Here is a 20,806-nt window from a genome sequence, read left to right as displayed (position 1 = left end):
ACTCTTTGTCGATTTACGGGAAACGCGGGAACTGACCGAAGTCTGGGTCGCGTTTTTCTTTGAAAGCGTCGCGTCCTTCTTTCGCTTCGTCTGTCGTGTAGTAGAGAAGCGTCGCGTCGCCGGCAAGCTGTTGAAGTCCTGCAAGTCCGTCCGTGTCGGCGTTCATCGCTGCCTTCAAGAAGCGAAGGGCCGTCGGAGAGTGTTGCAAGATCTCTTGGCACCATTGGATCGTCTCGGCTTCAAGTTGCTCGAGTGGGACGACCGTGTTGACGAGTCCCATGTCAAGCGCCTGCTGTGCGTCGTATTGACGGCAGAGGTACCAGATTTCGCGTGCTTTCTTGTGGCCGATGATGCGAGCCAAGTAACCTGAACCGTAACCGGCATCGAACGAGCCCACTTTTGGTCCAGTTTGACCGAAACGGGCGTTGTCGGCTGCAATCGTCAAGTCACAGACGACGTGCAAGACGTGTCCGCCACCGATTGCATAACCGGCTACCATGGCGATAACTGGTTTCGGGATGACGCGAATCAAGCGTTGAAGGTCGAGGACGTTCAAGCGTGGAATCTCGTCGTCACCGACGTAGCCGCCGTGGCCGCGTACTTTTTGGTCGCCGCCTGAGCAGAAGGCTTGATCGCCTTCACCAGTCAAGATGATGGCACCGACTTCTTTATCGTCACGGGCGCGTGCGAACGCGTCGATGAGCTCGTTTACCGTGAGTGGACGGAACGCGTTCCGTACTTCCGGACGGTTGATGGTGATTTTGGCGATGCCGTTCCACTTCTCGTACTTGATATCTTCGTACGTGCGGACCGATGTCCAGTTTGCTACTGATTCCATTTAAATTCCCCCTAAAATCAATTTCTCTATCATTGTACCAAATTGTTGGGCATTCTCGACATGTGGAGCATGAGATGCGTCCGAAATTTCATGAATTTCAATATCGGGACGAATCAACTGCATGTTCCGAGCAATCTGTTGAAACTTCACATCGTGTTCTCCGACAATCAAATCGGTGCGAGGTAAGCGCTCGAGTAGCGGCCAGAGCGACGGCATGCTGCCCGTCCCGATAGCGCGAAGGCTGTCCGCGAGTGCGACTGGATGTTGGGCCAACCGCTCAGGACGGAGTGCGGCACGCATCTCATTAGTCTGATGCCAGAGCGGAAGCTGTTCCCAACGGTCGACGAACGCCTCAAGTCCTGCTCGCTCGATGAATTCAGCGAGCTTTTCGTCTTGAAGCCGGCGTTGTCGACGTTCGGCCGCACTGAGTCCGGGCGTCGTGCTAATGCCGATAAAATGGGTGACCCGATCATCATAGGCGGCGAGTGTCATGCCGACACGTCCGCCGAGCGAGTAACCGACGACCGTCCACGGACCTTCGTCCGTATCGAGTAGCGCCGACAAGTCTTTTACCTGTTGACTCATCTTGGCACGCTCGACCGGCTGATGGCCCGTTTCACCATGTTGCAACAGTGTCGGGGCGACGAGTCGGACGGGTAGTTCCGGGAAGCGGGAAAGCCATCCCGCGTTTCCTGTGAAGCCGTGCAACAGCAAGACCGGCCGGCCGTTGCCGCGTTCGAGCACCTCGTACGAGACGCCTCGCAGCGAACGCATCACGACTCATTCCCCGTCGCCAAGCGGTCCGTGAGCGAAGCAGTCCAACGACGGTGCTCCGCCACGTTCGTCGTACGGTCGGATGGAAACTCGATGAGTTGGACGCCCGCCTCGATGGCGGCCGTGACGTCTTCAGGCTGCTCCAGCCGTTGATAGCTGAGCCCGTATGTGTCAGCGAATCCACGCAGGTTCAGCTGCAGCGGTGTCCCGAACAAGTCCTCGAACATTTGCGGTGCGATCGAAGCTTGTGGCAAGAAGGAGAAGATGCCGCCCCCGTCGTTGTTGACGACGACGATGGAAAACGAACCTGGATGCGATTTGACGAGCTGGAGCGCGTTGCTGTCATGATAAAATGCCAAGTCGCCAATCAACAAGGCGGCCTTGTCCGTATCGTGACAGGCACCGAGCGCGCTCGAGATGATGCCGTCAATCCCATTCGCCCCGCGGTTGGCGACGACGTCAATCGACTGACCGGCTGAAAGTGTCGTATCGATATCACGAATCGGCATGCTATTGCTAACGAAGATGCGTTCGAGACGTGACGCTAGCAAATGACGCGTCAATGCACTTTCTCCGCTCAAAGCAGGTTTCGCGGATTCGATGATCTGTTCGAACAACGCGAACCGATCGAATAAGTCGACGTCATAGTTTTTGTTGATGGCGGCTACATAATCAATCGCATCTCCGTACACGACCGTAGCATGATTTGACGGGTCGCGGAACGAGCCCGGTTGCTCAATCAAGACGCACGGGACGTCCTGGAGCCACTGGTTCAATCGTTTCGAGACGGGAGCGGCGCCGAAGCGGACGACCGTGTCAGGCGTCCATTCCGTCCGATGCTCGCTCGCGAGCCATGTGTCGTAGTTCGTCAGCACGTGATCAAATCGGCGCATCCCGCTCAACGGGTCGGCGAAAATTGGGATATGATACGTTTGCGCCGCTTTATAAATCGCTTCAAGCCATGACGCCGGTGTCCCGGGACCGACGAGGAAGGCGAGACGGTCAACATCGATGTCTCGTTTGAAGCGGTTCACGTCACTTGTTGTCGGCTTGAGATAGGTCGGTTCAGACAATTCGGCGTCCCCTTCAAGCAGTGACGTTAAGCGTTCGATGTCCGGCAATAACGGCTCGCGGAACGGGATGTTCACGTGGACTGGTCCGAACGGCGCGTGCATGCTCGTTCGAACGAGCCGGCTCACCGCTTGTTCCATGTAGCGCTGGCTGGCGGCTTCAGGAACAGGGAGGTCGATGCTCGCTTTGACATGCTCGCCGTACAGCCGGACTTGATCGATTGCTTGAGGAGCGCCGACGTTCCGGAGCTCATGCGGACGGTCTGTCGTCAATACGATGAGCGGCAACTGCGAGATGTTCGCCTCGGCCACCGCAGAAAAGTAGTTGGTCGCGGCGGTGCCACTCGTGCAGATGAGCGCGACCGGTCGCAACGATGAGGTGGAGCGGGTCAAGCCGAGAGCGAAGAAGGCGGCCGAACGTTCATCGACGATGATATGATGACGGACGCTCGGATGAAGATAAGCGGCCATGGCCAGCGGGGTCGAGCGCGAACCGGGACTGATGACGATATCCTCGACGCCTTGTTCGACGAGCCGGTTCATCATCTGGGCGACCCAATCCGTTAACGTTTCATTCATGCTTGATTGCCTCCTGCGCTTACTTTGTCCAACCCGAGTGCTTGCTTGATTGGACTGAGCTTGATTTCCGTCTCGGCGAGTTCCGCTTCGAGCTCAGACTCTTGGACGATTCCACAGCCTGCGTATAGCGCCACGAATTGGTGATGCACGAGGGCGGACCGGATTGAGACGACGAATTCGCCTTCTCCTTCCGTATTCAACCAGCCGAACGGCGAACCGTACCAACCGCGGTCGAAGCGCTCAATCTCACGCAATAAGCGGACAGACGTCCGTTTCGGTGAACCGCCGAGCGCGGGGGTCGGGTGGAGCGACTCGATGATGGACAGCAATGACGCGTTCGTATCGAGCGTCGCTTGAATCGGTGTATGCAGATGGAACACCGAGCGATTTTCTAATATACGCGGCGTTTCGGGTGCCTTGATAGTAGCCGCGTATGGAGTGAGGGCGTTTTTAATGTCCTTCACGACAATTTGATGCTCATCTAAATTCTTCGCATCGTGCAACAGCGTCTGTTTGGCTACATCCGCCTCGATTTCTGTGTCCGGTCGTTTAATCGTTCCGGCGATGGCTGCCGTTTCGATGTACGGTCCTTGTTTTTTGACGAGGCGCTCCGGGGTCGCCCCGAAAAAGCCGATTTCTCGCTTCGGTTGATATAAGAAGACGTAACTGCCCGTTTGATGTTCTGACAAATGGCGTAACGTCGTCGCGAACGGGAACGGCTCTTCTGATGTTTGATATATCTCTTCACGGGCGATGACGATTTTCTCGACGCGTTCTTCCGAGATGTTCAGTTTGGCTTGTTGGAAGCTCGACTTGAAGTGGTCGACGCCATCTTTCACTTGAGAGTAGGTCGGTGCCTGCTCGTCGGGAGCGTGCAACGCGTTGAACTGGGCGAGCTGATCGGCCAGTTGAATCAAATATTGTTCGACTGAACGTTTCGCGGAGACGAGTGTCGAGACGGTCAACGTGTGTTTGTCACCCGAACGGCGATATAAAAATTTAGGCACGACCAATGACGCTTCGCCGAACGCTTCCCACATATTTTTCTGGGGGCGGATGAACGTGTCGAACGAGAAGCCTGAGAACGCATAAATGACCGCATCGACGTCCCGGCGGTGCAGGCTCCAATCATATTGCAACCGTTGGAACCGTTCCGGGCCAGAAGCCGTCAACACGAGCGCATCGGCACATCCGAGCATCTCGAGGGAGCGGTCGGGTGTCGAAAAATAATAATGGGACGTTTCGGTATTTTGAATGATATGAAACGCGTCGAACGAAGGGATCTCCCACGTGTAGGAGGCCAAGACCGGCCGTTGCCAAGCACGTGCCCGTTTATGGGCTTGCTCGATTCGTTGTTTAATGTGTGTTTGAGTATCTGGCATGTAAGAAAAGCCTCCTCAATCCAATGGAATTCTCATTCTTTAGTGTATCATGACTTCACGGCAGAACTGGCCGTCAAATGCTCGGGAAAGTGAAGGGAACCGTTCGAGCGACGGGCATTGACAGATTTTTTTAAAGAGACGTAAACTAACGAAGGGAGGGAAGTGCATGAAGAAGAGAGAGAAAGGTGCCTATTGGCGCATGATTCGTCCGCACACATTGACGGCGAGCTTCATACCGGTGCTGTTAGGGACGTTCATCGTCCTCGGGCAAGTCGAATTGAAATGGGGACTGTTCCTGGCGATGCTCATCGCCTCGGTCTTGATTCAAATCGCGACGAATTTATTCAATGAGTATTACGATTATAAGCGCGGGCTCGACCATGAAGGGTCAATCGGAATCGGTGGTTCAATCGTACGCGATGGATTCACACCGGGCCAAGTCCTCGGGATTGCCCTTGGGATGTACGGGGTAGCGGCCGTGCTCGGTCTTTATATCGCCGCTTCGACGAGCTGGCACTTGATTTGGATCGGCGTGTTGTCGATGGTCGTCGGGTTCCTCTATACAGGAGGTCCGCTTCCCATCGCCTATACACCGTTCGGTGAACTCGTCGCCGGTCTGTTCATGGGGTATGTCATTATCGGGATTTCAGGATACATCCAAATCGGAACGGTGACGACGGAGCTGTTGCTCGTGTCGTTCCCGATGGCGCTGTTAATCGGGGCCATCTTGCTCGCGAACAATATTCGCGACTTAGATAACGATAAAGTGAACGGGCGCAAAACGATTGCCTGTCTCGTCGGACATCGACGTGCGGTTCTCGTCTTAGCCGGATTCTTTATCGCGGCGTTGATTGGCATTATCGTCGCTGTCGTCGGGTTTGGCGTGACGCCTTGGGTGCTGTTGTCACTCTTGACCATTCCGATTATGATTCGGGCGGTGAAACGCTTTTGGATCAAACAGGAACCGGCTCAATTGATGCCAGCGATGGCGATGACCGCAAAAGTGAACACGTTGTTCGGTGCTTGGATGGTCATCGGTTTGATGGTCGCGCGATTCATCGCGTAAATAAAAGGAGGGAACCATATGTCAGTCGTTCAAGAAATGTTAGCGTTCAATGAAAAATTCGTCTCGGAGAAACAATACGAAGAGTTCGTCTCGGACAAGTTCCCCGATAAGAAAATTGTCATTTTAACATGTATGGATACACGTCTGACGGCGTTACTGCCGAAAGCTCTCGGTTTGAAAAACGGGGATGCTAAAATTATAAAAAATGCGGGTGCTGTCCTATCACATCCGTTCGGTTCGGTCATGCGTTCCATTCTTGTCGCGCTGTATGCGCTCGGAGCGGAAGAAGTCATCGTCATCGGGCACTATGATTGCGGGATGGCGGCCATCGACCCAAACGCGGTCATCGGCGAAATGGAGCGTCGCGGGATCGAACCGCAAACGCTCCAGACGCTCAAATCGTCGGGTATGGATTTGGAGAAGTGGTTACACGGGTTTGACTCGGTCGAAGCGAACGTCGTCAACTCGGTCAGTCTCATCAAAAACCATCCACTCTTGCCACCGGGCACGAACGTCCACGGATTCGTCATCGATCCGGCGACGGGACGTCTCGATGTCGTCGAAGCATAACGTAAAAGGCGGTCTCTCCTGCAGAGACCGCCTTTCTTTCGTTACCCGTATGTGTTGACGGGAATGTCTTTATACTCGTCCTCGTCCGAATCTTTCGATTTGGACTTTTTATTTTTCTTATAGTTTTTCTCGTACTCACGTTCGCTCGGCGTTTTGAAGAAACGTTGCCAAGTAGCATTGATTTCTGACCCGATCAAAATGATCATGCCGGTCAATTGTAACCAGAGCAACGTGACGATAATCCCCCCGAGTGAACCGTACGTCGAATCGTAGTTGCCGAAGTTTGAGACGTACAGGCTGAATCCGAGTGAGACGAGCTGCCAGGCGATGACGCCGAAGATCGCGCCTGGAATCGTGCTCTTCCAAAACACGTGTTGTTGAGGAGCAATCTTATAAAAAATCGAGAGCGTCAAAATCAAGATGACGGTCGTCAACACGTAGCGGAACACGTTAATCAAGATGACGTCAGCCCCTGAGATGGGGATGAAGCGCATCAAAAAGTCGATGATTTGTGAACCGAACACGTTCGAGACAATGAGCAACAGTACGCCGACACCGAGCAAGAGCGTCAAGCCGAGCGCGATGCCTTTGCTGACGAAGAAGTTTCGTTCGTTGTCTTCCCCGTATGCGTGAATCGCCATGTTAATCAAGCGTTCGACCCCTTTAGCGGCCGACCAAATCGCCAAAATCGCACCGATTGAGAGGAGTCCGCCGCGCGGTTCGCCAATCGCGTCAAAAATCCCGGTCAAAAAATCAGTCGCGGCCGCCCCAGGCGCCAAGTTGTTCAACTGTTCTTGGAACGATGCCTGGGAAATGTCGAAGAACGACAGCAACGCGAGAATGAAGATGATGCCCGGAAAAATCGATAAGAACCAAAAAAAAGCGAGCGTCGCGCCGTAATCTTGAACATCATGTTCTTTGAAGCGACGAAGCAACTCTTTCCCGAAGGCGAACCAATTCTTTTTTTCTTTCACTTCTGTAGTATCCATGTATGAGCCTCCTGAACGTTATCGTTAGAAACTTTCTTTCCCGAAATGTCAGGAGGCTACACATAAAATCAGTCTTCGGCCAGCGTTTTATTGAAAAAGCGCTCGGCCTCGTTCGCGAGCAAGTCGGCGAGTGACGGCGGTCGTACCGGCAAATGGCTGAGCGCGCTGCGTTTCACCCACATTGGTGTGTATGAACCATTCGTCTGTTCGGCTTGAAACTCTTCGCCGGTGCCGGTGCCGAATTCGCCACCGGTCACGCGAGCCCAGTAATACGGGTTCAACTCGCCATTGAAAGCGACGTGAGCGGCTACCCCTTCGAGTTCGACGTGGACGCCGAGCTCTTCGAACGCCTCACGGACGGCCGTCTCTTGGGCGGTATGGCCGAATTCGACTCCGCCACCTGGGAAGACATAATACAAAAGGTTCTCTTTTTCTCGGCGAATGAGCGCGACTTCGTCATGTTCATTCACGAGGATGATGGCACTGCGTAATTTCGTTCTGACCAATGGAATCGTTCCTTTCGATTTCGAATCGTGAACAAAACGCATCGACTCGCGGCCGATGCGTTTTGGTTAATCTGCTGCTGGTTGTTCGAGTGATGCATACATATCAGGCGTCAGGCCGTTATCGTGCGAGGCGATGACTTTCCCGGCGACGCGCATCCCGAGTCGGAGCGCATCCTCAATCGGATGGCGTTTCATCAACTCGGAGATGACAGCGGAGAAGAACGAGTCACCGGCACCGGTCGAGTCGGCGACTTTCACTTTCGTCGTCGGGACGTGGCCTTGTTCGTTCGTACGCAAGTCGACATAGACCGCACCGAGTTCACTCATCGTGACGATTGTGAGCGGGGCACCTTTCATGGCGAGCACTTCAGCGACACGTAACGCATCGTCCACCGTGACGATCGACATGTCAGATAGAATCTCTGCTTCTTCACGGCTACAGATGAAGCCGGTGAAGCCTTGAAGCAAATGGCGGTTCCGTTCGATGACAGACAGATGGCCGCACACGCCGTAAAGCGGGAGTTTCATCTCGCGGCATAGCTCAATCGTCTCGTTGAGCACGTTGACCGACAAGTCGAGGTCGATGGCGACCGCCTGACTTTCGGCGAACACCGTATCGATGCGACGAAGGATACATTCTTCCATCATCGCCTCGTCCGGTTGCTTCGAGATCGACGTTTGAAGATCGCCGTTGTTATCCATGACGGCTAGCCACATGCCCATGCCGTTGTCATCGAGCAAATCGACGTGATCGACGTTCACATTCAAACCGCGGAGCTCCTCGAGGACACCCATCCCGATTTGATCGTTCGTCACGGTCGACACGAAACGGACATCATTGCCGAGGACACCTAAATTTTGAGCGACGTTACGGCCGGTTCCGCCGTTTGAGAACGCGATGTCACCGACGTTCTTGGCATCTTTATGGAGCGGGGCGAACGAGGTTCCTTTAATATCGACAAACACTTTGCCGATTACTGCTATCGTATTCATACACTGTACCACCTTTAGCCAATCTTCCTAATCAGTTCCGGTCTAATTAGACACATTGTTTCAATTATAGCGAAATCGCCAACGGCTTTCAATGACGGTGTCGATTTTTGTCAGTCCCATGACGTGCTGAGCAAGCGCAGGCCGTTCAAAATGACGAGGATGGTCGATCCTTCGTGCCCGACGACGGCGAATGGCATGACGAGCAATTCGAAGATGTTCGTCGCAATCAATACGAGGATGACCCCTAATGCGAACACGACGTTTTGGAGGACGACCCGATTCAACTTACGCGACTGTTTGATGGCCGAGCTTAGGCGGTTCAAGTCGTTCTTCATCAAGACGACGTCGGCCGTCTCGAGAGCGGCGTCAGTCCCTTCTCCCATCGCAATCCCGACATCGGCCGTCGCGAGGGCAGGGGCGTCGTTAATCCCGTCACCAATCATGCCGATGCTGCCATACTCTTGTTTCAATCGTTTAATGTGCTCGACTTTCTCTTCCGGAAGGCATTCGGCAATATAGCGGGTCAAGCCGGCCTCGGAGGCGATGGCGCGTGCTGTTGCCTCGTTGTCACCCGTAATCATGATGGTGGCGATGCCGAGGTGGTTGAGTCGCTCGATCGCTTGCTTGGCCTCGGGACGCAACGTGTCTCGAAGCGCGAACGCCCCAATTGTCTTCTCTTCGTCACTGATGAATACGAGTGTATGGCCTTCCGCTTTCAAACGTTCGACTTCGTCGCGGAAAAAGTCGTGGCTGCGATCGGCGAATTTCTGTTTACCGACCCGGTAAGCGACACCGTCGATGGTCGCTTCAATCCCAGACCCGGTCACGTCTTTAAAGTGTTCCATTGCCCCCGTATAACTGCCCGTGTACTGAACGAGCGCCTCGGCGAGCGGATGCATCGAATGTTCTTCAATCAAGCTGACAATGCGATACACGTGTTCTTGTGTCGTATCGGGATGAATCAACGCCGCTTGGACTTCTGGTTTACCGATTGTGAGCGTACCGGTCTTATCGAACGCGACGGCTTTCAAACGTCCCATATTTTCGATATGGACACCGCCTTTGAATAAAATCCCGTGTTTAGCAGACGAGGCAATGGCTGCGAGTGCCGCCGGCGTGATGGCGGCAACGAGTGCACACGGCGAAGCGACAACGAGAAGGATCATCCCGCGGTAAATGCTCGTCTCGAGCGACCATGACGTCAATACCGGGCCGAGCAAGATGATTGCCGTGACGGAAGCGAGCACAACTTGAACGTAGCGTCCCTCGTACCGGTCGATGAACTGGGCGGACGGTGATTTTTCTTCTTGCGCCTGCTGGACCATTTGAATGATTTTTTGGAACAATGTCTCTGTGGCGAGCTTTGTCACTTCGAGCGTCAAGACACCGTTCAAGTTTACGCTTGATCCATATACCTCATCGCCGACGTTCCGGTCGACCGGAATCGATTCACCGGTGATGGCGGCTTCCTCAATCGAGGCGCTACCTTTCAAAATCCGACCGTCGACCGGGATGCGCTCGCCGGGTCTTACGTAGATGTGGTCACCGACGCGCAGTTCGTCGATATGGACGACCTCGAGGCCGCCCGAGCTGTTCAATCGGGTCGCCTGCTCAGGTTGGAGTTCCATGAGCGATTCAAGGGCACGCTCATTTTTATTCATCGTATACGTCTCAAGGGCGCCTGATAACGCGAAGATGAAGATTAGGATGGCGCCTTCCATCCAGTACCCGATTGAAGCAGCACCGATGGCGGCGATAATCATGAGTAGCTCGACGTTCAAGGAGCGCGTCTCCCATGTATCGGTCAAGCCTTCCTTGGCTTTGGCATATCCGCCGATTAAAAAGGCGGTCAAATACAGAGTGACGTAGAGCGCAGGAGCTCCGTCTTGTCTTTCCGCGATATATGCGAGTACAATCAATACACCACTGATGAGCGCCATGATGAGCTCGATATGTTCGACCCAGCTGGCCCGTTTGAAGACGTGGCTTTTTTCGTGTGTGACGGTTGATGTGTTCATGTGAGCACCTCTTTCTAATTGAGAATATATATCAGTTAAATGATAATGAATGAGGATGATTATCATTATCCATTGTTGATATTATTAGGTTTTACGCGAATTAAAGGTGAATACCTTATTTATAATGATTATCGTGTAAGTCTATTTTAGCACCAAACGTAATCACTCACAAACTAAAAGATTAAGGAGTTTTTGTGTCATGCCGAATGTATTTCAACGCCCTTGGACGGTCACGTTCTTAGCCCTATTCAACACGTTCTTATGGGGGAGCGCCTTTCCGTTCATCAAACTGAGCTACGAAGCGCTCGATATCCAGGAAAACGAATACGGGCAACAGCTGTTCTTTGCCGGGGAACGCTTTTTATTGGCCGGTCTGCTCTTACTCGTCATCAGTCGACTCGTCTTCAAGCGTCCGATTCGCTTAACTGCTGAAAAGCTAAAGGCGTATGCGCATTTAGGGGCATTTCTGACGTACTTACAATATTTGTTCTTCTATATCGGTCTTTCGATCTCGACGGGGGTGCAGGGCTCGATTATCGCGGGGTCGACGTCATTTTTCCAGATGGCACTCGCTCATTTTCGTTATGAGGATGATCGCTTGAATCGCTTGAAAGGGATTGCCCTTACGCTCGGATTCTCCGGAATCGTCATCGCCAACTGGCCGACGGCAAGCGCGGAAGTCGGGTTTGGGATTGGAGAGATTCTGCTCATTATGGCGATGATCTCAGGCGCGTTCGGGAATTTGGTTGCCAAAGATTATTCGCGCTCGCATGACGTCGCTCCGATGACGGCTTGGGCGATGGTGATTGGCTCGCTCGGACTACTCATCGTCGGTTACGTGCTTGCGCCAGGGGATGTGTTCCTGCCTTACACCGTGACGACCCTCTTCTTCTTGTTGTATCTCGCCCTCTTGTCGGCGGTCGGGTTCACATTATGGAATACGCTGATGAAATATAATCCGGTCAGCCGGGTATCGCTCTATATGTTCTTTGTTCCCTTATTCGGTGTCGTCCTATCGAGCGTGTTACTCGGGGAGACGATTCCATGGAACGCGCTCGTCGGGTTGTTGTTCGTCATCGCTGGGATTTATCTCTCCACATATTTTCAAGGACGAGCGAATCGGGGAGTGCGATGACAAAGTGAGGGAGAGGCATGGTTGACGGAATCTTGTTCCCATGGCAAAATATATTAAAAATTCTGAATTCTTTCAGTTGAAATCGGTCTTCGTTGTAAAGACTTGCGTGCGAATCGAAAAGAAAGGAGGGTGCTACCGTGGCAAGAAATCCAATCGTCCGAAACATACTCATCTCTCGCCAACCGCGAGACGAGTATGTCAAATACGTGATGAAGTGCGTAAGTCGCGGGTTGAAGGAACATCATGAGCAAGTGGACGCGCGTGCTATGAGGCATGGCGAAGACATTCAGACGAAATGGCAAATCAATGATCGAGTCATTGAAGTCACGCTCAAGTCCGATGTGTTGGCCTCGCTCGAGACGGAACCGTTCGCGCTCGATGAGGTGTTCATGCGGGCGTTCGAACGAAACGATGTCAGGCTCGGTCCGCTGAAAGAATAACGTGAAACAGGGAGGGTCTCGGCGGAGACCCTCCCTTTTAGATGTCAATCGGCTTGGCTTTCGCCGTGAATAAACTGACGGCCAGAATCCCAAGAATGAGCGTATACATCAAGAAATACACTTCTTTTGGTAACGCGATCCAAAATGCGCCAATCATCGGTCCGCTAATCGAACCTACGCTGAACGAGATGCTATAGAGCATATTGCCGGTCGGTAACAACGAACGTGGCAACACTTCCGTCATATGGGCCAGTCCGAGCGAATATGTCGAGCCGAGCCCGGCGCCTGCGAGCGCGAACAAGACGAGGAGCCAGACGTAATGGTCGACAGCCAGGTTGGCGATCGCAAAAACGAGCGTGCCGAGTGTCAGGACGATTTGAAGAATCCGCTTTTTCCCGAAGTGATCGGCGAGCCGACCGAGCGGTAATTGCACGACAATCGAGGCGACGATGAACGTCGTGATGAGCGTGCTCGTCTGCGTGAGCCCGATATCGTTACGGACTGTGAAAATCGGTAAGTTGGCATTCAAGCTCGCTTCAAGGAACCCGTATGTAAAAGCAGGTAAGAGCGTATACCCGCCGCCGATGAGGACGAGTCGGATGCGTCCTTTCGAGTCGGTCTTCACTTTCTCGGCCTCAGGATACTCATTGTCGACCTTGAAGATCAAGAACAAGGATGCGAGACAGAAGACGATCAAGACGAGGAACGGCAGCCAAAAGTGAAGGTCGACGAGCGGCGCGATGAGCGGACCGACCGCGAAACCGAGGCTGAACGCCATCCCGTAATACGCCATTGCTCGTCCCAGGCTCCGCTTATCGCTCGCGGACGTGACCCACACTTGGGATCCGTAATGGAGCGCCGAGTCACCGAAGCCGATGACGAAACGCATGAGCGCCCACATGAGCAGGGACGGCCAGAGCGGCAAGAAGAACGTAGCGAGCGCCGTCAAGATGATGCCAAGGACGATGGTCGGACGAAATCCGTACTTGCGGACGAACCGTTCGAGTAGCGGGGCGGAGACGATGACCCCGAGATAGAGCATGGTCGCGTTCAACCCGTTCAACCAGGCCGGGTTGCCGTCCCGTTCGATGAGTGTCGACAAGAGCGGGATGAGCGCACCTTGAATCAAGCCGGAGATAAAGACGACAAGTAATAAAATTGAAAATCGAAAGCGTTGCATAGTTCACCTCATCATTGATTGCATAGTAAAAAGCTGAGAAGAGTCTCAGCTTTTTGGCTCGTCAATCGGTTGGGGTACATGGTTCAAGTGTAAGAGTTCATCGTCCCAACTGCCTTGACTGAATACTTCATCACGGTCTACTTTGTCTGAAACGAATGCGGCTGTCAATAAGATGCTGAGCACACCACCGAAAATGATGATGGCCATGACGGTGATCATAAATACATAGATGGCTGTCATCTTCAAACACCTCGATTCAGTTTATATACTGAACATTTCCCGAATCGAAGTAATTAAAACGGTTCGGCCACACGTTCCCGGAAGTTCACTTCAGGATAGTACGCTTGTTTGACGAGTGCGTTCGGGCCGAGGCATTTGACAGCCGGACAGTGGCAGGACAGTGTGGCGTTCAAACTGCTGTTCGTCCACGCCTCATACGCGTCTTGGAACGAGGTGTCATACAACGTCCCGAGCGTGCCGAGCTCATCGCCGAAGTCGGTGACGATGATTTGGCCGTCGAAGATGTTCGTGTTGAGGCGTGAGCGGCCATCCGGGTCGTTTCGCACGGTCACGTTCTTCGCCTCGTGGAGCCGTTTCAATAAAGCGCGGTCTTCCGGTAACTCGGAACAAGCATAGAACGGCAACGTTCCGAACAGCATCCAAACGTTCTCGTCCCGGACATCGAGCAGGTCGTGAATCGCCTGGCGAGTGTCAGGGAGCGACGCCGACTCGAGCGCACTGGCAAAATCGGCGGGGTACATTGGGTGCACTTCATGACGTTGACAGCCGAGTGCGACAATCTCTTCATGGATTTCCTTCAAGTGCGGAATCGTCCGTTTGTTGAGCATCGTCTCGGCCGATACGATCACACCCTCGGCCGTAAGCGCACGGGCGTTGTCTTTCATCGTCTGAAGCATCTTCAAACGTGCCTCCGCGCTCGGTTTTCGGTCCATCATCGCGAAACCGCCCTCTAAGAAGTCGGCGTCCGTTCCCCAGTTATGCGAAATGTGCAAAACGTCGAGGTAAGGGGTAATAAGATGGTAGCGAGAGAGCGGGAGCGTCAAGTTTGAGTTGATTTGCGTGCGGGCGCCGCGCTCCTTAGCGTAACGCAAGAGTGGGACGACGTAGTTGCGCACCGATTTCATCGACAGCATCGGTTCGCCGCCCGTAATCGAAAACGCGCGTAAATGCTCGATTTCATCCAAACGCGAAATCAATAAGTCGAGCGGGACTTCGGGTTCTTCTGTCTGGTCGAGCATATAGCCGACCGCGCAATGCTCGCAGCGCATATTGCATAGTTTGGTCGTCGTCACTTCGACGTTCGAAAGGACGAGGCGACCGAACTCGGTTTGATCGAGGTATGCTTCCCACGGATCAAACGTTGTCGAGATGTTTTGCATATCAATTCCACCTTTTCATCAAGTCACACGAAATAGTATGCTATAATAACAACTCTTTGTCACGAACCAAAGGAGCGATCACGAGATGGGTAAATCACGAACAGATACGGCAGGAAAAATGAACGTGTTAAAATCGAGAACGGAATTACTGTGCTTATCAGTCAATACGTTGGACGAATTCACGACGCCAGAGGATTTGCATCGATTGTTAGCTGATATTGATTCCTTACGTGCGAAAGTCGTACGTTACGCCAAAGATTTAGAACAAGTATCTCGAAAGGATGAAACACATTGAAACTGATCGTAGGAGAATACACAAGCGCCCAAGCCGAGCGGCTAGGGATTAACGGAGAGGGCATCGCGACGATTGATCGCATGGTCATCTTCATTCCGAACTTATTACCTGGAGAAAAGGCGAAAGTCGAAATTACGCGCGTCGAGCGGAACTACGCCGAGGCACGCGTCATCAAGCGCGATAATGATTCACCGGACCGGGTCAAGCCACCATGTCCGATTTATGACGAGTGTGGCGGTTGCCAGATTCAACATATGAGTCCGCGCCTGCAGATGGACTATAAAGAAGAAATCGTCCGCAACGCCTTCCGTCAAAAGACGAAATTGAACGTCGACAAATCGGATATCCGTGGTACGAAAGGGATGGACAACCCTTGGTATTACCGCAACAAGTCACAATTCCCGCTCTCGACGCGCCGCGGTGAAATCGTGTCAGGGCTCTACAAGCCGAACACGAATGAGCTCGTGCCAATCGAACACTGCATGGTGCAGCAGCGCGACACGACGAACATCAACAACGCCATCGTCCGTATTTTGAACGAACTCGACATCCCTGTATACGATGCGCGCCGTGACGTCGGTTTTGCCCGTACCGTCATCGTCCGCTCGGGCTATAAGACGGATGACGTTCAAGTCGTACTCGTCGTCGGGAATGAAGATGTCCCGCGTTTGGACGAACTGAGTGACCGCATCATGGCGTTGCCGAACGTCGTGTCGTTCCACTTGAATATTAACTCGAACCGTTCAGGCGTCATCTTCGGGTACCGCACGGTTCATATCGCCGGGCAAGACAAGATGGACGAACAGCTTGACGACGTCCATTACCACTTGTCACCGCGTGCGTTCTTCCAACTCAATCCGGCTCAGACGGAAGTCATGTATCGGGAAGTCGTCGAGGCGGCTGGCCTAACGGGTGAAGAACGGGTCATCGATGCGTACGCTGGTGTCGGTTCAATCGGGCTCTGGCTCGCGCCACATGCAAAAGAGATTCGCGGGATGGAAGTCGTCCCAGAAGCAGTCGAAGATGCGAATGCGCACATGCGTGAGAACGGGTTCAGCCATGCAACCTATGTTGAAGGCCGGGCCGAACATTGGATTCCGCGCTGGGTCAAGGACGGTTGGATTCCAGATGTCATCGTCGTCGATCCGCCGCGCACAGGTGTCGATCATCAACTCCTCAATGCAATGATTTCATCGAAAGCGAAACGCATCGTGTACGTGTCATGTAACCCACAGACACTCGCACGGGATGCGGATCAACTCATGAAAGCCGACTATAAAATCAACTATATCCAGCCGTACGATATGTTCCCGCAGACGGCACACGTCGAGTCAATCGTCGTCTTCGAGAAGAAGAAAAAGAAAAAGTATTGACGGGGTTGTGAAAACGCTTGCAAAAACAGTGTTTTCACGCTATAGTTCAGATGTCAGACTTCTTTTGATAAACGTTAAGAAGCGGAGGAACATCAGATGATCCCACAAGAAAAAGTGAACGAGCTTGTCCATAAAGCAATTGATGCACGGTCGCGTGCCTATACACCGTATTCGAAATTCAATGTCGGGGCCGTCGTCATTGACGAGACCGGCAAAGAAATTTTGGGTTGCAACGTCGAAAACGCTTCGTACGGGTTGTCGATGTGTGCAGAACGGACCGCCATCTTCAAAGCGGTATCGGAAGGCAGCAAGGCAATCGAGACGGTCGTTGTCGTTGGAGACACAGCGGGCCCAATCTCGCCGTGTGGCGCTTGCCGTCAAGTCATTGCCGAGTTTGCGAGTGACGACTTTACGTTGATTCTCGCGAACATGGCCGGAGAGACGAAAGTGATGACAAAAGAAGAGATGCTACCATACGGCTTCTCGCCAAAAGATTTAACGTGAAATAAAGATGCGGACGAATTCGTCCGCATCTTTATTTGTTGCCGTCATATTTTTTCTCGCTGGCCGAGTCGTCCTTCGAGTGTCGTTTCTGTTTTTCATCCTTCACTTTTTGGTTCAGCTCTTCCACCGGAATCGGGTCGACGGTCTCCATGCCCTCCTGGTCGAAGATGCTCTCCTTGTCGGTATCGACAGCATCCGGATTATCGAACGGTCGCTTTGACGGGTTCTGTGATTTCTTCATCCTCATCGCCTCCTTGTGTTGATTGTTATTCCACTCTGTTAAATTGTGTAAACGCTTTAGGAAACGGGTTTCGATTTCGCGGAACAGTGGAATTATCCGTACATAGCGACTAAGGAGGGGTATTCGGATGGATAAGAAAGTCTTAATGGGAATCGTACTCGGTGTGGCCGGGGCAGCGCTCGTCGCGCCGAAAGTGGCAGCGCTCTTGACGCAAGACCACGATGAGGATACATGGAGCAAGATGGATCGCATGGAAAGTGTCGATTCAGATAAAGACGAGGCGGAAGCGGGTCTCACTCAACTTGACTCGAATCACCGGGCCGAGTGGCAAGCGAACGGCTTTCCGCAGACGCACGCTGAGCGGGAGCGTCTCATGAATGAATCAGATGATGCCTATAAAGGGAAGGACATCTAAAAACAGACAGCCATCGCGGCTGTCTGTTTTTTAAATATCTTCGTCCGGTAAAAGGGGGAGCGTGAGTGTGACGGTCGTCCCGTTGCCGACTTCTGAGGCGAAGTGCATCGAGCCGCCGTGGCGCTCCATAATATGTTTGGCGATGGCGAGCCCGAGTCCGGTCCCGCCGTCTTCGCGTGTCCGTGACTTATTGACGCGATAGAATCGTTTCGTCAATTGATCGAGGTCTTCTTTCGGGATGCCCCGGCCTTCGTCATGAATCTCGGTGACGGCATTGTTCGCGGTCGCATACGTCTTCACATGAATCGATTTGCCGGCTTCCGTATAGCGGAGCGCGTTATCGAGCAAATTCCCGACGACTTGCTCGAGTCGATCGTGGTCCCCGAGAATAATCAAGTCGAAGTCGAGGTCCGTCTCGATGGTGACGCCTTTCGCCCGCGCGATCGGCTCGAAGCGATAGAGAACGTCTTCGAGCACTTGCGAATAGACGACTGGTTCTTTCGTCATCGGATACGAATCACGCTCGAGTTGGGCCAAGTCGAGCAAATCGTTGACGAGCCGTTGCAACCGTTCGGTCTCGCTCTCGATAATCTCATAATATTGATCTTTCGTTTTGTCATCGAGCGACGGGTCTTGAAGCATCTCGGTATAACCGCGAATATACGACAGTGGCGTCCGCAATTCGTGGCTCACGTTCGCCAAGAACTCTTTCCGTTGTTCTTCGACGAGACCGAGCGATTCGGCCATCCGGTTCAGTGTCTCGGCAAGCTCACCAATCTCATCATCGTAATAGATGGGGATGCGGTGCGAGAAATCACCTTTAGCATACACTTGGGACGCTCGTTTCATTTGAATCAGCGGTTGGATGATTGTATCGATAATCTGAGTGCCGAAAATGAGTAAGTTCACGATCATCAAGATGAGCAAGAACGTGATCATGAGCCGAATCGGTTGGAACGGTTCACTGATTTTACTCAGCTCCATATACAGGATGAGCGCATTATCGAGTTCGCCGTCTCGGATGAGCGGGAAGGCGGACATGAGGATGTCGACGTCTTCGGTCGGGTGCTTGCGGGTAACAGAAATCGCATAGCCGTCTTGCAACTTGGCGAGGTCCTGCTCCCGTAAAAACGTCTTGCCCGATCCGAGACTGTCTTCCCGGACGGACGAGAGAAACACTTTCGTCTCGGTCAGTTCGTTCGTGTACGTCATACTGTCGGAAAACGCGTCAGAGAAGCCGTCCGCCTTATAGATGGTGACGAGCTTCTCTCCGCGGTTGATGAGCAGTTCTTCTTGCGTCTGAATATAAAACTTGTCATACAAGTAAAACGTCATGATGATGAACACGAACGCGGAGAAGAGGCTTGCGGTCCAGATGGTGATCCAAATCCGCTTCCGGATCGTGTATTGCTTCATACGGTCGCCTCGAACTTATAGCCGATCCCCCAGACGGTTTGGATGTAGCCACCCGCTTCGCCGAGCTTGAGACGAAGTGTCTTGATATGGGTGTCGACCGTTCGGAGGTTGCCGTGATACTCGGTCCCCCAAATTTGGTCAAGCAATTGTTCACGCGAGAACACTTTCTCTTCGTTCGTGATGAACAAGTAGAGCAAATCGAACTCTTTCCGGGTCAAGTTGACCGTTTTGCCTTTCACGCTGACCGCACGGCCATCGATATCGATCGACAAGACTCCGGTATCGAACGTGGTTTCTTGTTCTTTCGAGAAATTATGCGTCCGACGAAGCGTCGCTTCGATTCGAGCGAGCAACTCGCGGGGGCTGAACGGCTTCGTGATATAGTCGTCCGCGCCAATCTTCAAGCCGTGGATGCGATCGAGTTCTTCTGAGCGGGCCGTTAGCATAATGATCGGCACGTTCGAGAACTCACGGATGCGCATGCATGCCGTTAGGCCGTCGAGTTCAGGCATCATCACGTCGAGCAGCACGAGGTGGAACGACTGTTCTTTCAATAAGTCGATTGCCTCGAGACCGTTCGTTGCTGTGACGGTCTCGTATCCTTCCTTCTCTAAGTTCGAAACGAGTAAATCCCGCATTTGTTCTTCATCATCGGTCACTAAGATGCGAAACGTTGGTTCTGACATTGGGCATTCTCCTTTACAAAACGGTTAACGAGGACGTGTGATAATTCCCTCATACTTCTATCATACCTATCTCTCCGAATTAGAACAGAAATATTTATTGTCGTAAAGTTGTCCTCATGAAATCCACACAAAAACGCCACAAAAAAGCCAATTCTTTGTCAGAATTGGCTTATGCTTCGAGCTGAGCTTCGTACGTATGGTCGAATTCAGGCGCATGGAGTGAGTGCAAGTAAAGTTGGAAACTCGACTTCGACACTTCATACAGAACGTATTCGACATCACCTTGATTGATTTCAGTTAGTAATTCAGACCGAATCTCATTGGCGCAGAAAGCGTACGGCAGTTTTTCCGCCGCCGCGATTGAACGCTCATTCGATTGACGGATTTTCAAAAATACACTTTCAATGTCAAGTTCGAAGAAAAGTTCTGAGAAGAACGCTTCTTTCGCGACTTGATTGTAACCTTTGCCGTGATACGGTTTGCCAAGCCACGTCCCGAGGAATCCATAGCCGGATTCCACATCGAACAAGCTGATTGTCCCGATTGGGGTGCCAAACTCGTTCGTGATGGTACGTGAGATGATGTTTCCTTGCTCTTCTAGCTCGATGATTTGCTTCGTGCTAAATAAAAACTCGTCAAAGTGGACCGTCTTTTGACGGACATATGGAAAGACATCTGGGTGTTGCATCAGTTCGAACAACTCCGCGCAGTCGGTAAGCTCACGAAATTTGAGCACCTTTACATTCCTCCTCCTATTTCAGACCGCTGAAGAATAGTTGTAACGAAAGCATACTTCTGGCTTCGTTGTTCGAACTTGCCTTGGCTGCTCCCTTTTATGAAGTTACAAGATTATTTTATATAGTTTTTTTAAAAAAGCAAGTAAATAAGATGCAACTTCACAAAAAAAAATAAGAGCGCTTTCACGACTGGTGTCAC

The 20,806-nt window shown here is 52.4% G+C and carries 23 protein-coding genes; 8 read left to right on the top strand and 15 right to left on the bottom strand.

What is annotated here, in order from left to right; translation table 11 throughout:
* Positions 1 to 13: 13 nt before the first annotated feature.
* From menB to KNP68_RS10925, 4 genes are read right to left on the bottom strand one after another with little or no spacing between them, the layout of a single operon-like run.
* Positions 14 to 838: a 1,4-dihydroxy-2-naphthoyl-CoA synthase gene (gene menB / locus KNP68_RS10940; protein ID WP_021067784.1), complete on the bottom strand. Its 825-nt coding sequence runs from the start codon at positions 836 to 838 to the stop codon at positions 14 to 16.
* The gene (locus KNP68_RS10935) at positions 839 to 1,612 is read right to left on the bottom strand and encodes an alpha/beta fold hydrolase (RefSeq protein ID WP_131472503.1); all 774 of its coding nucleotides are present in this window, start codon (positions 1,610 to 1,612) and stop codon (positions 839 to 841) included. It abuts the gene before it with no gap.
* Complete coding sequence (gene menD / locus KNP68_RS10930) at positions 1,612 to 3,261, bottom strand: 2-succinyl-5-enolpyruvyl-6-hydroxy-3-cyclohexene-1-carboxylic-acid synthase (protein WP_131472479.1); 1,650 nt, start codon at positions 3,259 to 3,261, stop codon at positions 1,612 to 1,614. Before menD ends, KNP68_RS10935 begins: the two co-directional genes overlap by 1 nt.
* Positions 3,258 to 4,643, bottom strand: coding sequence for an isochorismate synthase (locus tag KNP68_RS10925; RefSeq protein WP_058765741.1), 1,386 nt, complete (start codon positions 4,641 to 4,643; stop codon positions 3,258 to 3,260). Before KNP68_RS10925 ends, menD begins: the two co-directional genes overlap by 4 nt.
* 166 nt (positions 4,644 to 4,809) lie before the next feature.
* Here KNP68_RS10925 and KNP68_RS10920 point away from each other — a divergent pair, with 166 nt between their 5' ends.
* Together KNP68_RS10920 and KNP68_RS10915 are read left to right on the top strand one after the other, a co-directional pair.
* Positions 4,810 to 5,709, top strand: a complete 900-nt coding sequence (locus tag KNP68_RS10920) for a 1,4-dihydroxy-2-naphthoate polyprenyltransferase (RefSeq protein ID WP_214756671.1) — start codon at positions 4,810 to 4,812, stop codon at positions 5,707 to 5,709.
* Positions 5,710 to 5,727: 18 nt separating this feature from the next.
* The gene (locus tag KNP68_RS10915; protein ID WP_021067779.1) at positions 5,728 to 6,279 is read left to right on the top strand and encodes a beta-class carbonic anhydrase; all 552 of its coding nucleotides are present in this window, start codon (positions 5,728 to 5,730) and stop codon (positions 6,277 to 6,279) included.
* A gap of 41 nt (positions 6,280 to 6,320) precedes the next feature.
* On the opposite strand, the gene KNP68_RS10910 is transcribed toward KNP68_RS10915, so the two are convergent.
* From KNP68_RS10910 to KNP68_RS10895, 4 genes are all read right to left on the bottom strand, one after another.
* Positions 6,321 to 7,268: a YihY/virulence factor BrkB family protein gene (locus KNP68_RS10910; protein ID WP_021067778.1), complete on the bottom strand. Its 948-nt coding sequence runs from the start codon at positions 7,266 to 7,268 to the stop codon at positions 6,321 to 6,323.
* Positions 7,269 to 7,336: 68 nt separating this feature from the next.
* Positions 7,337 to 7,774 (bottom strand): NUDIX domain-containing protein, encoded by a 438-nt coding sequence (locus tag KNP68_RS10905; protein WP_251130863.1) that lies wholly within the window; start codon positions 7,772 to 7,774, stop codon positions 7,337 to 7,339.
* A gap of 66 nt (positions 7,775 to 7,840) precedes the next feature.
* Positions 7,841 to 8,767, bottom strand: a complete 927-nt coding sequence (locus tag KNP68_RS10900; protein ID WP_021067776.1) for a carbohydrate kinase family protein — start codon at positions 8,765 to 8,767, stop codon at positions 7,841 to 7,843.
* Positions 8,768 to 8,877: 110 nt separating this feature from the next.
* Positions 8,878 to 10,785: a heavy metal translocating P-type ATPase gene (locus KNP68_RS10895; protein ID WP_131472483.1), complete on the bottom strand. Its 1,908-nt coding sequence runs from the start codon at positions 10,783 to 10,785 to the stop codon at positions 8,878 to 8,880.
* A 199-nt stretch (positions 10,786 to 10,984) separates the two neighbouring features.
* Between KNP68_RS10895 and KNP68_RS10890 the strand changes: the two genes are divergently transcribed.
* Both KNP68_RS10890 and KNP68_RS10885 read left to right on the top strand, forming a co-directional pair.
* Positions 10,985 to 11,920, top strand: a complete 936-nt coding sequence (locus KNP68_RS10890; protein WP_131472485.1) for a DMT family transporter — start codon at positions 10,985 to 10,987, stop codon at positions 11,918 to 11,920.
* A 137-nt stretch (positions 11,921 to 12,057) separates the two neighbouring features.
* Positions 12,058 to 12,360: a hypothetical protein gene (locus tag KNP68_RS10885; protein ID WP_058765743.1), complete on the top strand. Its 303-nt coding sequence runs from the start codon at positions 12,058 to 12,060 to the stop codon at positions 12,358 to 12,360.
* Between the two features lie 37 nt (positions 12,361 to 12,397).
* Here the strand turns inward: KNP68_RS10885 and KNP68_RS10880 are convergent, their stop codons facing one another.
* From KNP68_RS10880 to yfkAB, 3 genes are read right to left on the bottom strand one after another with little or no spacing between them, the layout of a single operon-like run.
* Positions 12,398 to 13,540: an MFS transporter gene (locus KNP68_RS10880; protein ID WP_021067772.1), complete on the bottom strand. Its 1,143-nt coding sequence runs from the start codon at positions 13,538 to 13,540 to the stop codon at positions 12,398 to 12,400.
* A 45-nt stretch (positions 13,541 to 13,585) separates the two neighbouring features.
* Positions 13,586 to 13,780, bottom strand: a complete 195-nt coding sequence (locus KNP68_RS10875) for a hypothetical protein (RefSeq protein WP_021067771.1) — start codon at positions 13,778 to 13,780, stop codon at positions 13,586 to 13,588.
* Between the two features lie 53 nt (positions 13,781 to 13,833).
* Positions 13,834 to 14,940 (bottom strand): radical SAM/CxCxxxxC motif protein YfkAB, encoded by a 1,107-nt coding sequence (yfkAB, locus tag KNP68_RS10870; protein ID WP_021067770.1) that lies wholly within the window; start codon positions 14,938 to 14,940, stop codon positions 13,834 to 13,836.
* 85 nt (positions 14,941 to 15,025) lie between these two features.
* Between yfkAB and KNP68_RS10865 the strand changes: the two genes are divergently transcribed.
* From KNP68_RS10865 to KNP68_RS10855, 3 genes are all read left to right on the top strand, one after another.
* A complete protein-coding gene (locus KNP68_RS10865; protein WP_016510454.1) occupies positions 15,026 to 15,235 on the top strand; it encodes a hypothetical protein in 210 nt (69 codons plus the stop codon).
* On the top strand, positions 15,232 to 16,608 hold the full coding sequence (gene rlmD / locus KNP68_RS10860; protein WP_214799564.1) for a 23S rRNA (uracil(1939)-C(5))-methyltransferase RlmD: 1,377 nt from the start codon (positions 15,232 to 15,234) through the stop codon (positions 16,606 to 16,608). The genes KNP68_RS10865 and rlmD overlap by 4 nt, the downstream gene beginning before the upstream one ends.
* A 96-nt stretch (positions 16,609 to 16,704) precedes the next feature.
* Positions 16,705 to 17,112: a cytidine deaminase gene (locus KNP68_RS10855; protein ID WP_021067768.1), complete on the top strand. Its 408-nt coding sequence runs from the start codon at positions 16,705 to 16,707 to the stop codon at positions 17,110 to 17,112.
* Between the two features lie 31 nt (positions 17,113 to 17,143).
* Here the strand turns inward: KNP68_RS10855 and KNP68_RS10850 are convergent, their stop codons facing one another.
* The gene (locus KNP68_RS10850; protein WP_031200364.1) at positions 17,144 to 17,359 is read right to left on the bottom strand and encodes a hypothetical protein; all 216 of its coding nucleotides are present in this window, start codon (positions 17,357 to 17,359) and stop codon (positions 17,144 to 17,146) included.
* Between the two features lie 121 nt (positions 17,360 to 17,480).
* Here KNP68_RS10850 and KNP68_RS10845 point away from each other — a divergent pair, with 121 nt between their 5' ends.
* A complete protein-coding gene (locus tag KNP68_RS10845; RefSeq protein WP_021067766.1) occupies positions 17,481 to 17,768 on the top strand; it encodes a hypothetical protein in 288 nt (95 codons plus the stop codon).
* A 30-nt stretch (positions 17,769 to 17,798) separates the two neighbouring features.
* Here the strand turns inward: KNP68_RS10845 and KNP68_RS10840 are convergent, their stop codons facing one another.
* The 3 genes from KNP68_RS10840 to KNP68_RS10830 form a co-directional block, all read right to left on the bottom strand.
* Positions 17,799 to 19,184, bottom strand: a complete 1,386-nt coding sequence (locus KNP68_RS10840) for a sensor histidine kinase (RefSeq protein WP_131472983.1) — start codon at positions 19,182 to 19,184, stop codon at positions 17,799 to 17,801.
* Entirely contained in the window at positions 19,181 to 19,870 is a 690-nt protein-coding gene (locus tag KNP68_RS10835; RefSeq protein ID WP_131472982.1) for a response regulator transcription factor, read from the bottom strand. The genes KNP68_RS10840 and KNP68_RS10835 overlap by 4 nt, the downstream gene beginning before the upstream one ends.
* A 169-nt stretch (positions 19,871 to 20,039) precedes the next feature.
* Entirely contained in the window at positions 20,040 to 20,606 is a 567-nt protein-coding gene (locus tag KNP68_RS10830) for a GNAT family N-acetyltransferase (RefSeq protein WP_021067763.1), read from the bottom strand.
* Between the last annotated feature and the right edge of the window lie 200 nt (positions 20,607 to 20,806).

Source organism: Exiguobacterium sp. s50 (genome assembly GCF_018618175.1).
In the GTDB taxonomy this organism is placed as follows: Bacteria; Bacillota; Bacilli; order Exiguobacteriales; family Exiguobacteriaceae; genus Exiguobacterium; species Exiguobacterium chiriqhucha.
Note: the sequence above shows the minus strand (reverse complement) of the source record. Positions and strands in the feature narration are given on the sequence as shown.

Excerpts from the sequence above, each read along its gene's own strand:
- KNP68_RS10925 (WP_058765741.1), bottom strand. The coding sequence starts at position 4,643 with ATGCCAGATACTCAAACACACATTAAACAACGAATCGAGCAAGCCCAT.
- KNP68_RS10915 (WP_021067779.1), top strand. The coding sequence starts at position 5,728 with ATGTCAGTCGTTCAAGAAATGTTAGCGTTCAATGAAAAATTCGTCTCG.
- KNP68_RS10875 (WP_021067771.1), bottom strand. The coding sequence starts at position 13,780 with ATGACAGCCATCTATGTATTTATGATCACCGTCATGGCCATCATCATT.
- KNP68_RS10850 (WP_031200364.1), bottom strand. The coding sequence starts at position 17,359 with ATGAGGATGAAGAAATCACAGAACCCGTCAAAGCGACCGTTCGATAAT.
- KNP68_RS10865 (WP_016510454.1), top strand. The coding sequence starts at position 15,026 with ATGGGTAAATCACGAACAGATACGGCAGGAAAAATGAACGTGTTAAAA.
- KNP68_RS10920 (WP_214756671.1), top strand. The coding sequence starts at position 4,810 with ATGAAGAAGAGAGAGAAAGGTGCCTATTGGCGCATGATTCGTCCGCAC.
- KNP68_RS10880 (WP_021067772.1), bottom strand. The coding sequence starts at position 13,540 with ATGCAACGCTTTCGATTTTCAATTTTATTACTTGTCGTCTTTATCTCC.
- KNP68_RS10840 (WP_131472983.1), bottom strand. The coding sequence starts at position 19,184 with ATGAAGCAATACACGATCCGGAAGCGGATTTGGATCACCATCTGGACC.
- KNP68_RS10845 (WP_021067766.1), top strand. The coding sequence starts at position 17,481 with ATGGATAAGAAAGTCTTAATGGGAATCGTACTCGGTGTGGCCGGGGCA.
- KNP68_RS10910 (WP_021067778.1), bottom strand. The coding sequence starts at position 7,268 with ATGGATACTACAGAAGTGAAAGAAAAAAAGAATTGGTTCGCCTTCGGG.
- KNP68_RS10855 (WP_021067768.1), top strand. The coding sequence starts at position 16,705 with ATGATCCCACAAGAAAAAGTGAACGAGCTTGTCCATAAAGCAATTGAT.
- KNP68_RS10900 (WP_021067776.1), bottom strand. The coding sequence starts at position 8,767 with ATGAATACGATAGCAGTAATCGGCAAAGTGTTTGTCGATATTAAAGGA.
- menD (WP_131472479.1), bottom strand. The coding sequence starts at position 3,261 with ATGAATGAAACGTTAACGGATTGGGTCGCCCAGATGATGAACCGGCTC.
- KNP68_RS10835 (WP_131472982.1), bottom strand. The coding sequence starts at position 19,870 with ATGTCAGAACCAACGTTTCGCATCTTAGTGACCGATGATGAAGAACAA.
- menB (WP_021067784.1), bottom strand. The coding sequence starts at position 838 with ATGGAATCAGTAGCAAACTGGACATCGGTCCGCACGTACGAAGATATC.
- KNP68_RS10890 (WP_131472485.1), top strand. The coding sequence starts at position 10,985 with ATGCCGAATGTATTTCAACGCCCTTGGACGGTCACGTTCTTAGCCCTA.
- yfkAB (WP_021067770.1), bottom strand. The coding sequence starts at position 14,940 with ATGCAAAACATCTCGACAACGTTTGATCCGTGGGAAGCATACCTCGAT.
- KNP68_RS10935 (WP_131472503.1), bottom strand. The coding sequence starts at position 1,612 with ATGCGTTCGCTGCGAGGCGTCTCGTACGAGGTGCTCGAACGCGGCAAC.
- KNP68_RS10895 (WP_131472483.1), bottom strand. The coding sequence starts at position 10,785 with ATGAACACATCAACCGTCACACACGAAAAAAGCCACGTCTTCAAACGG.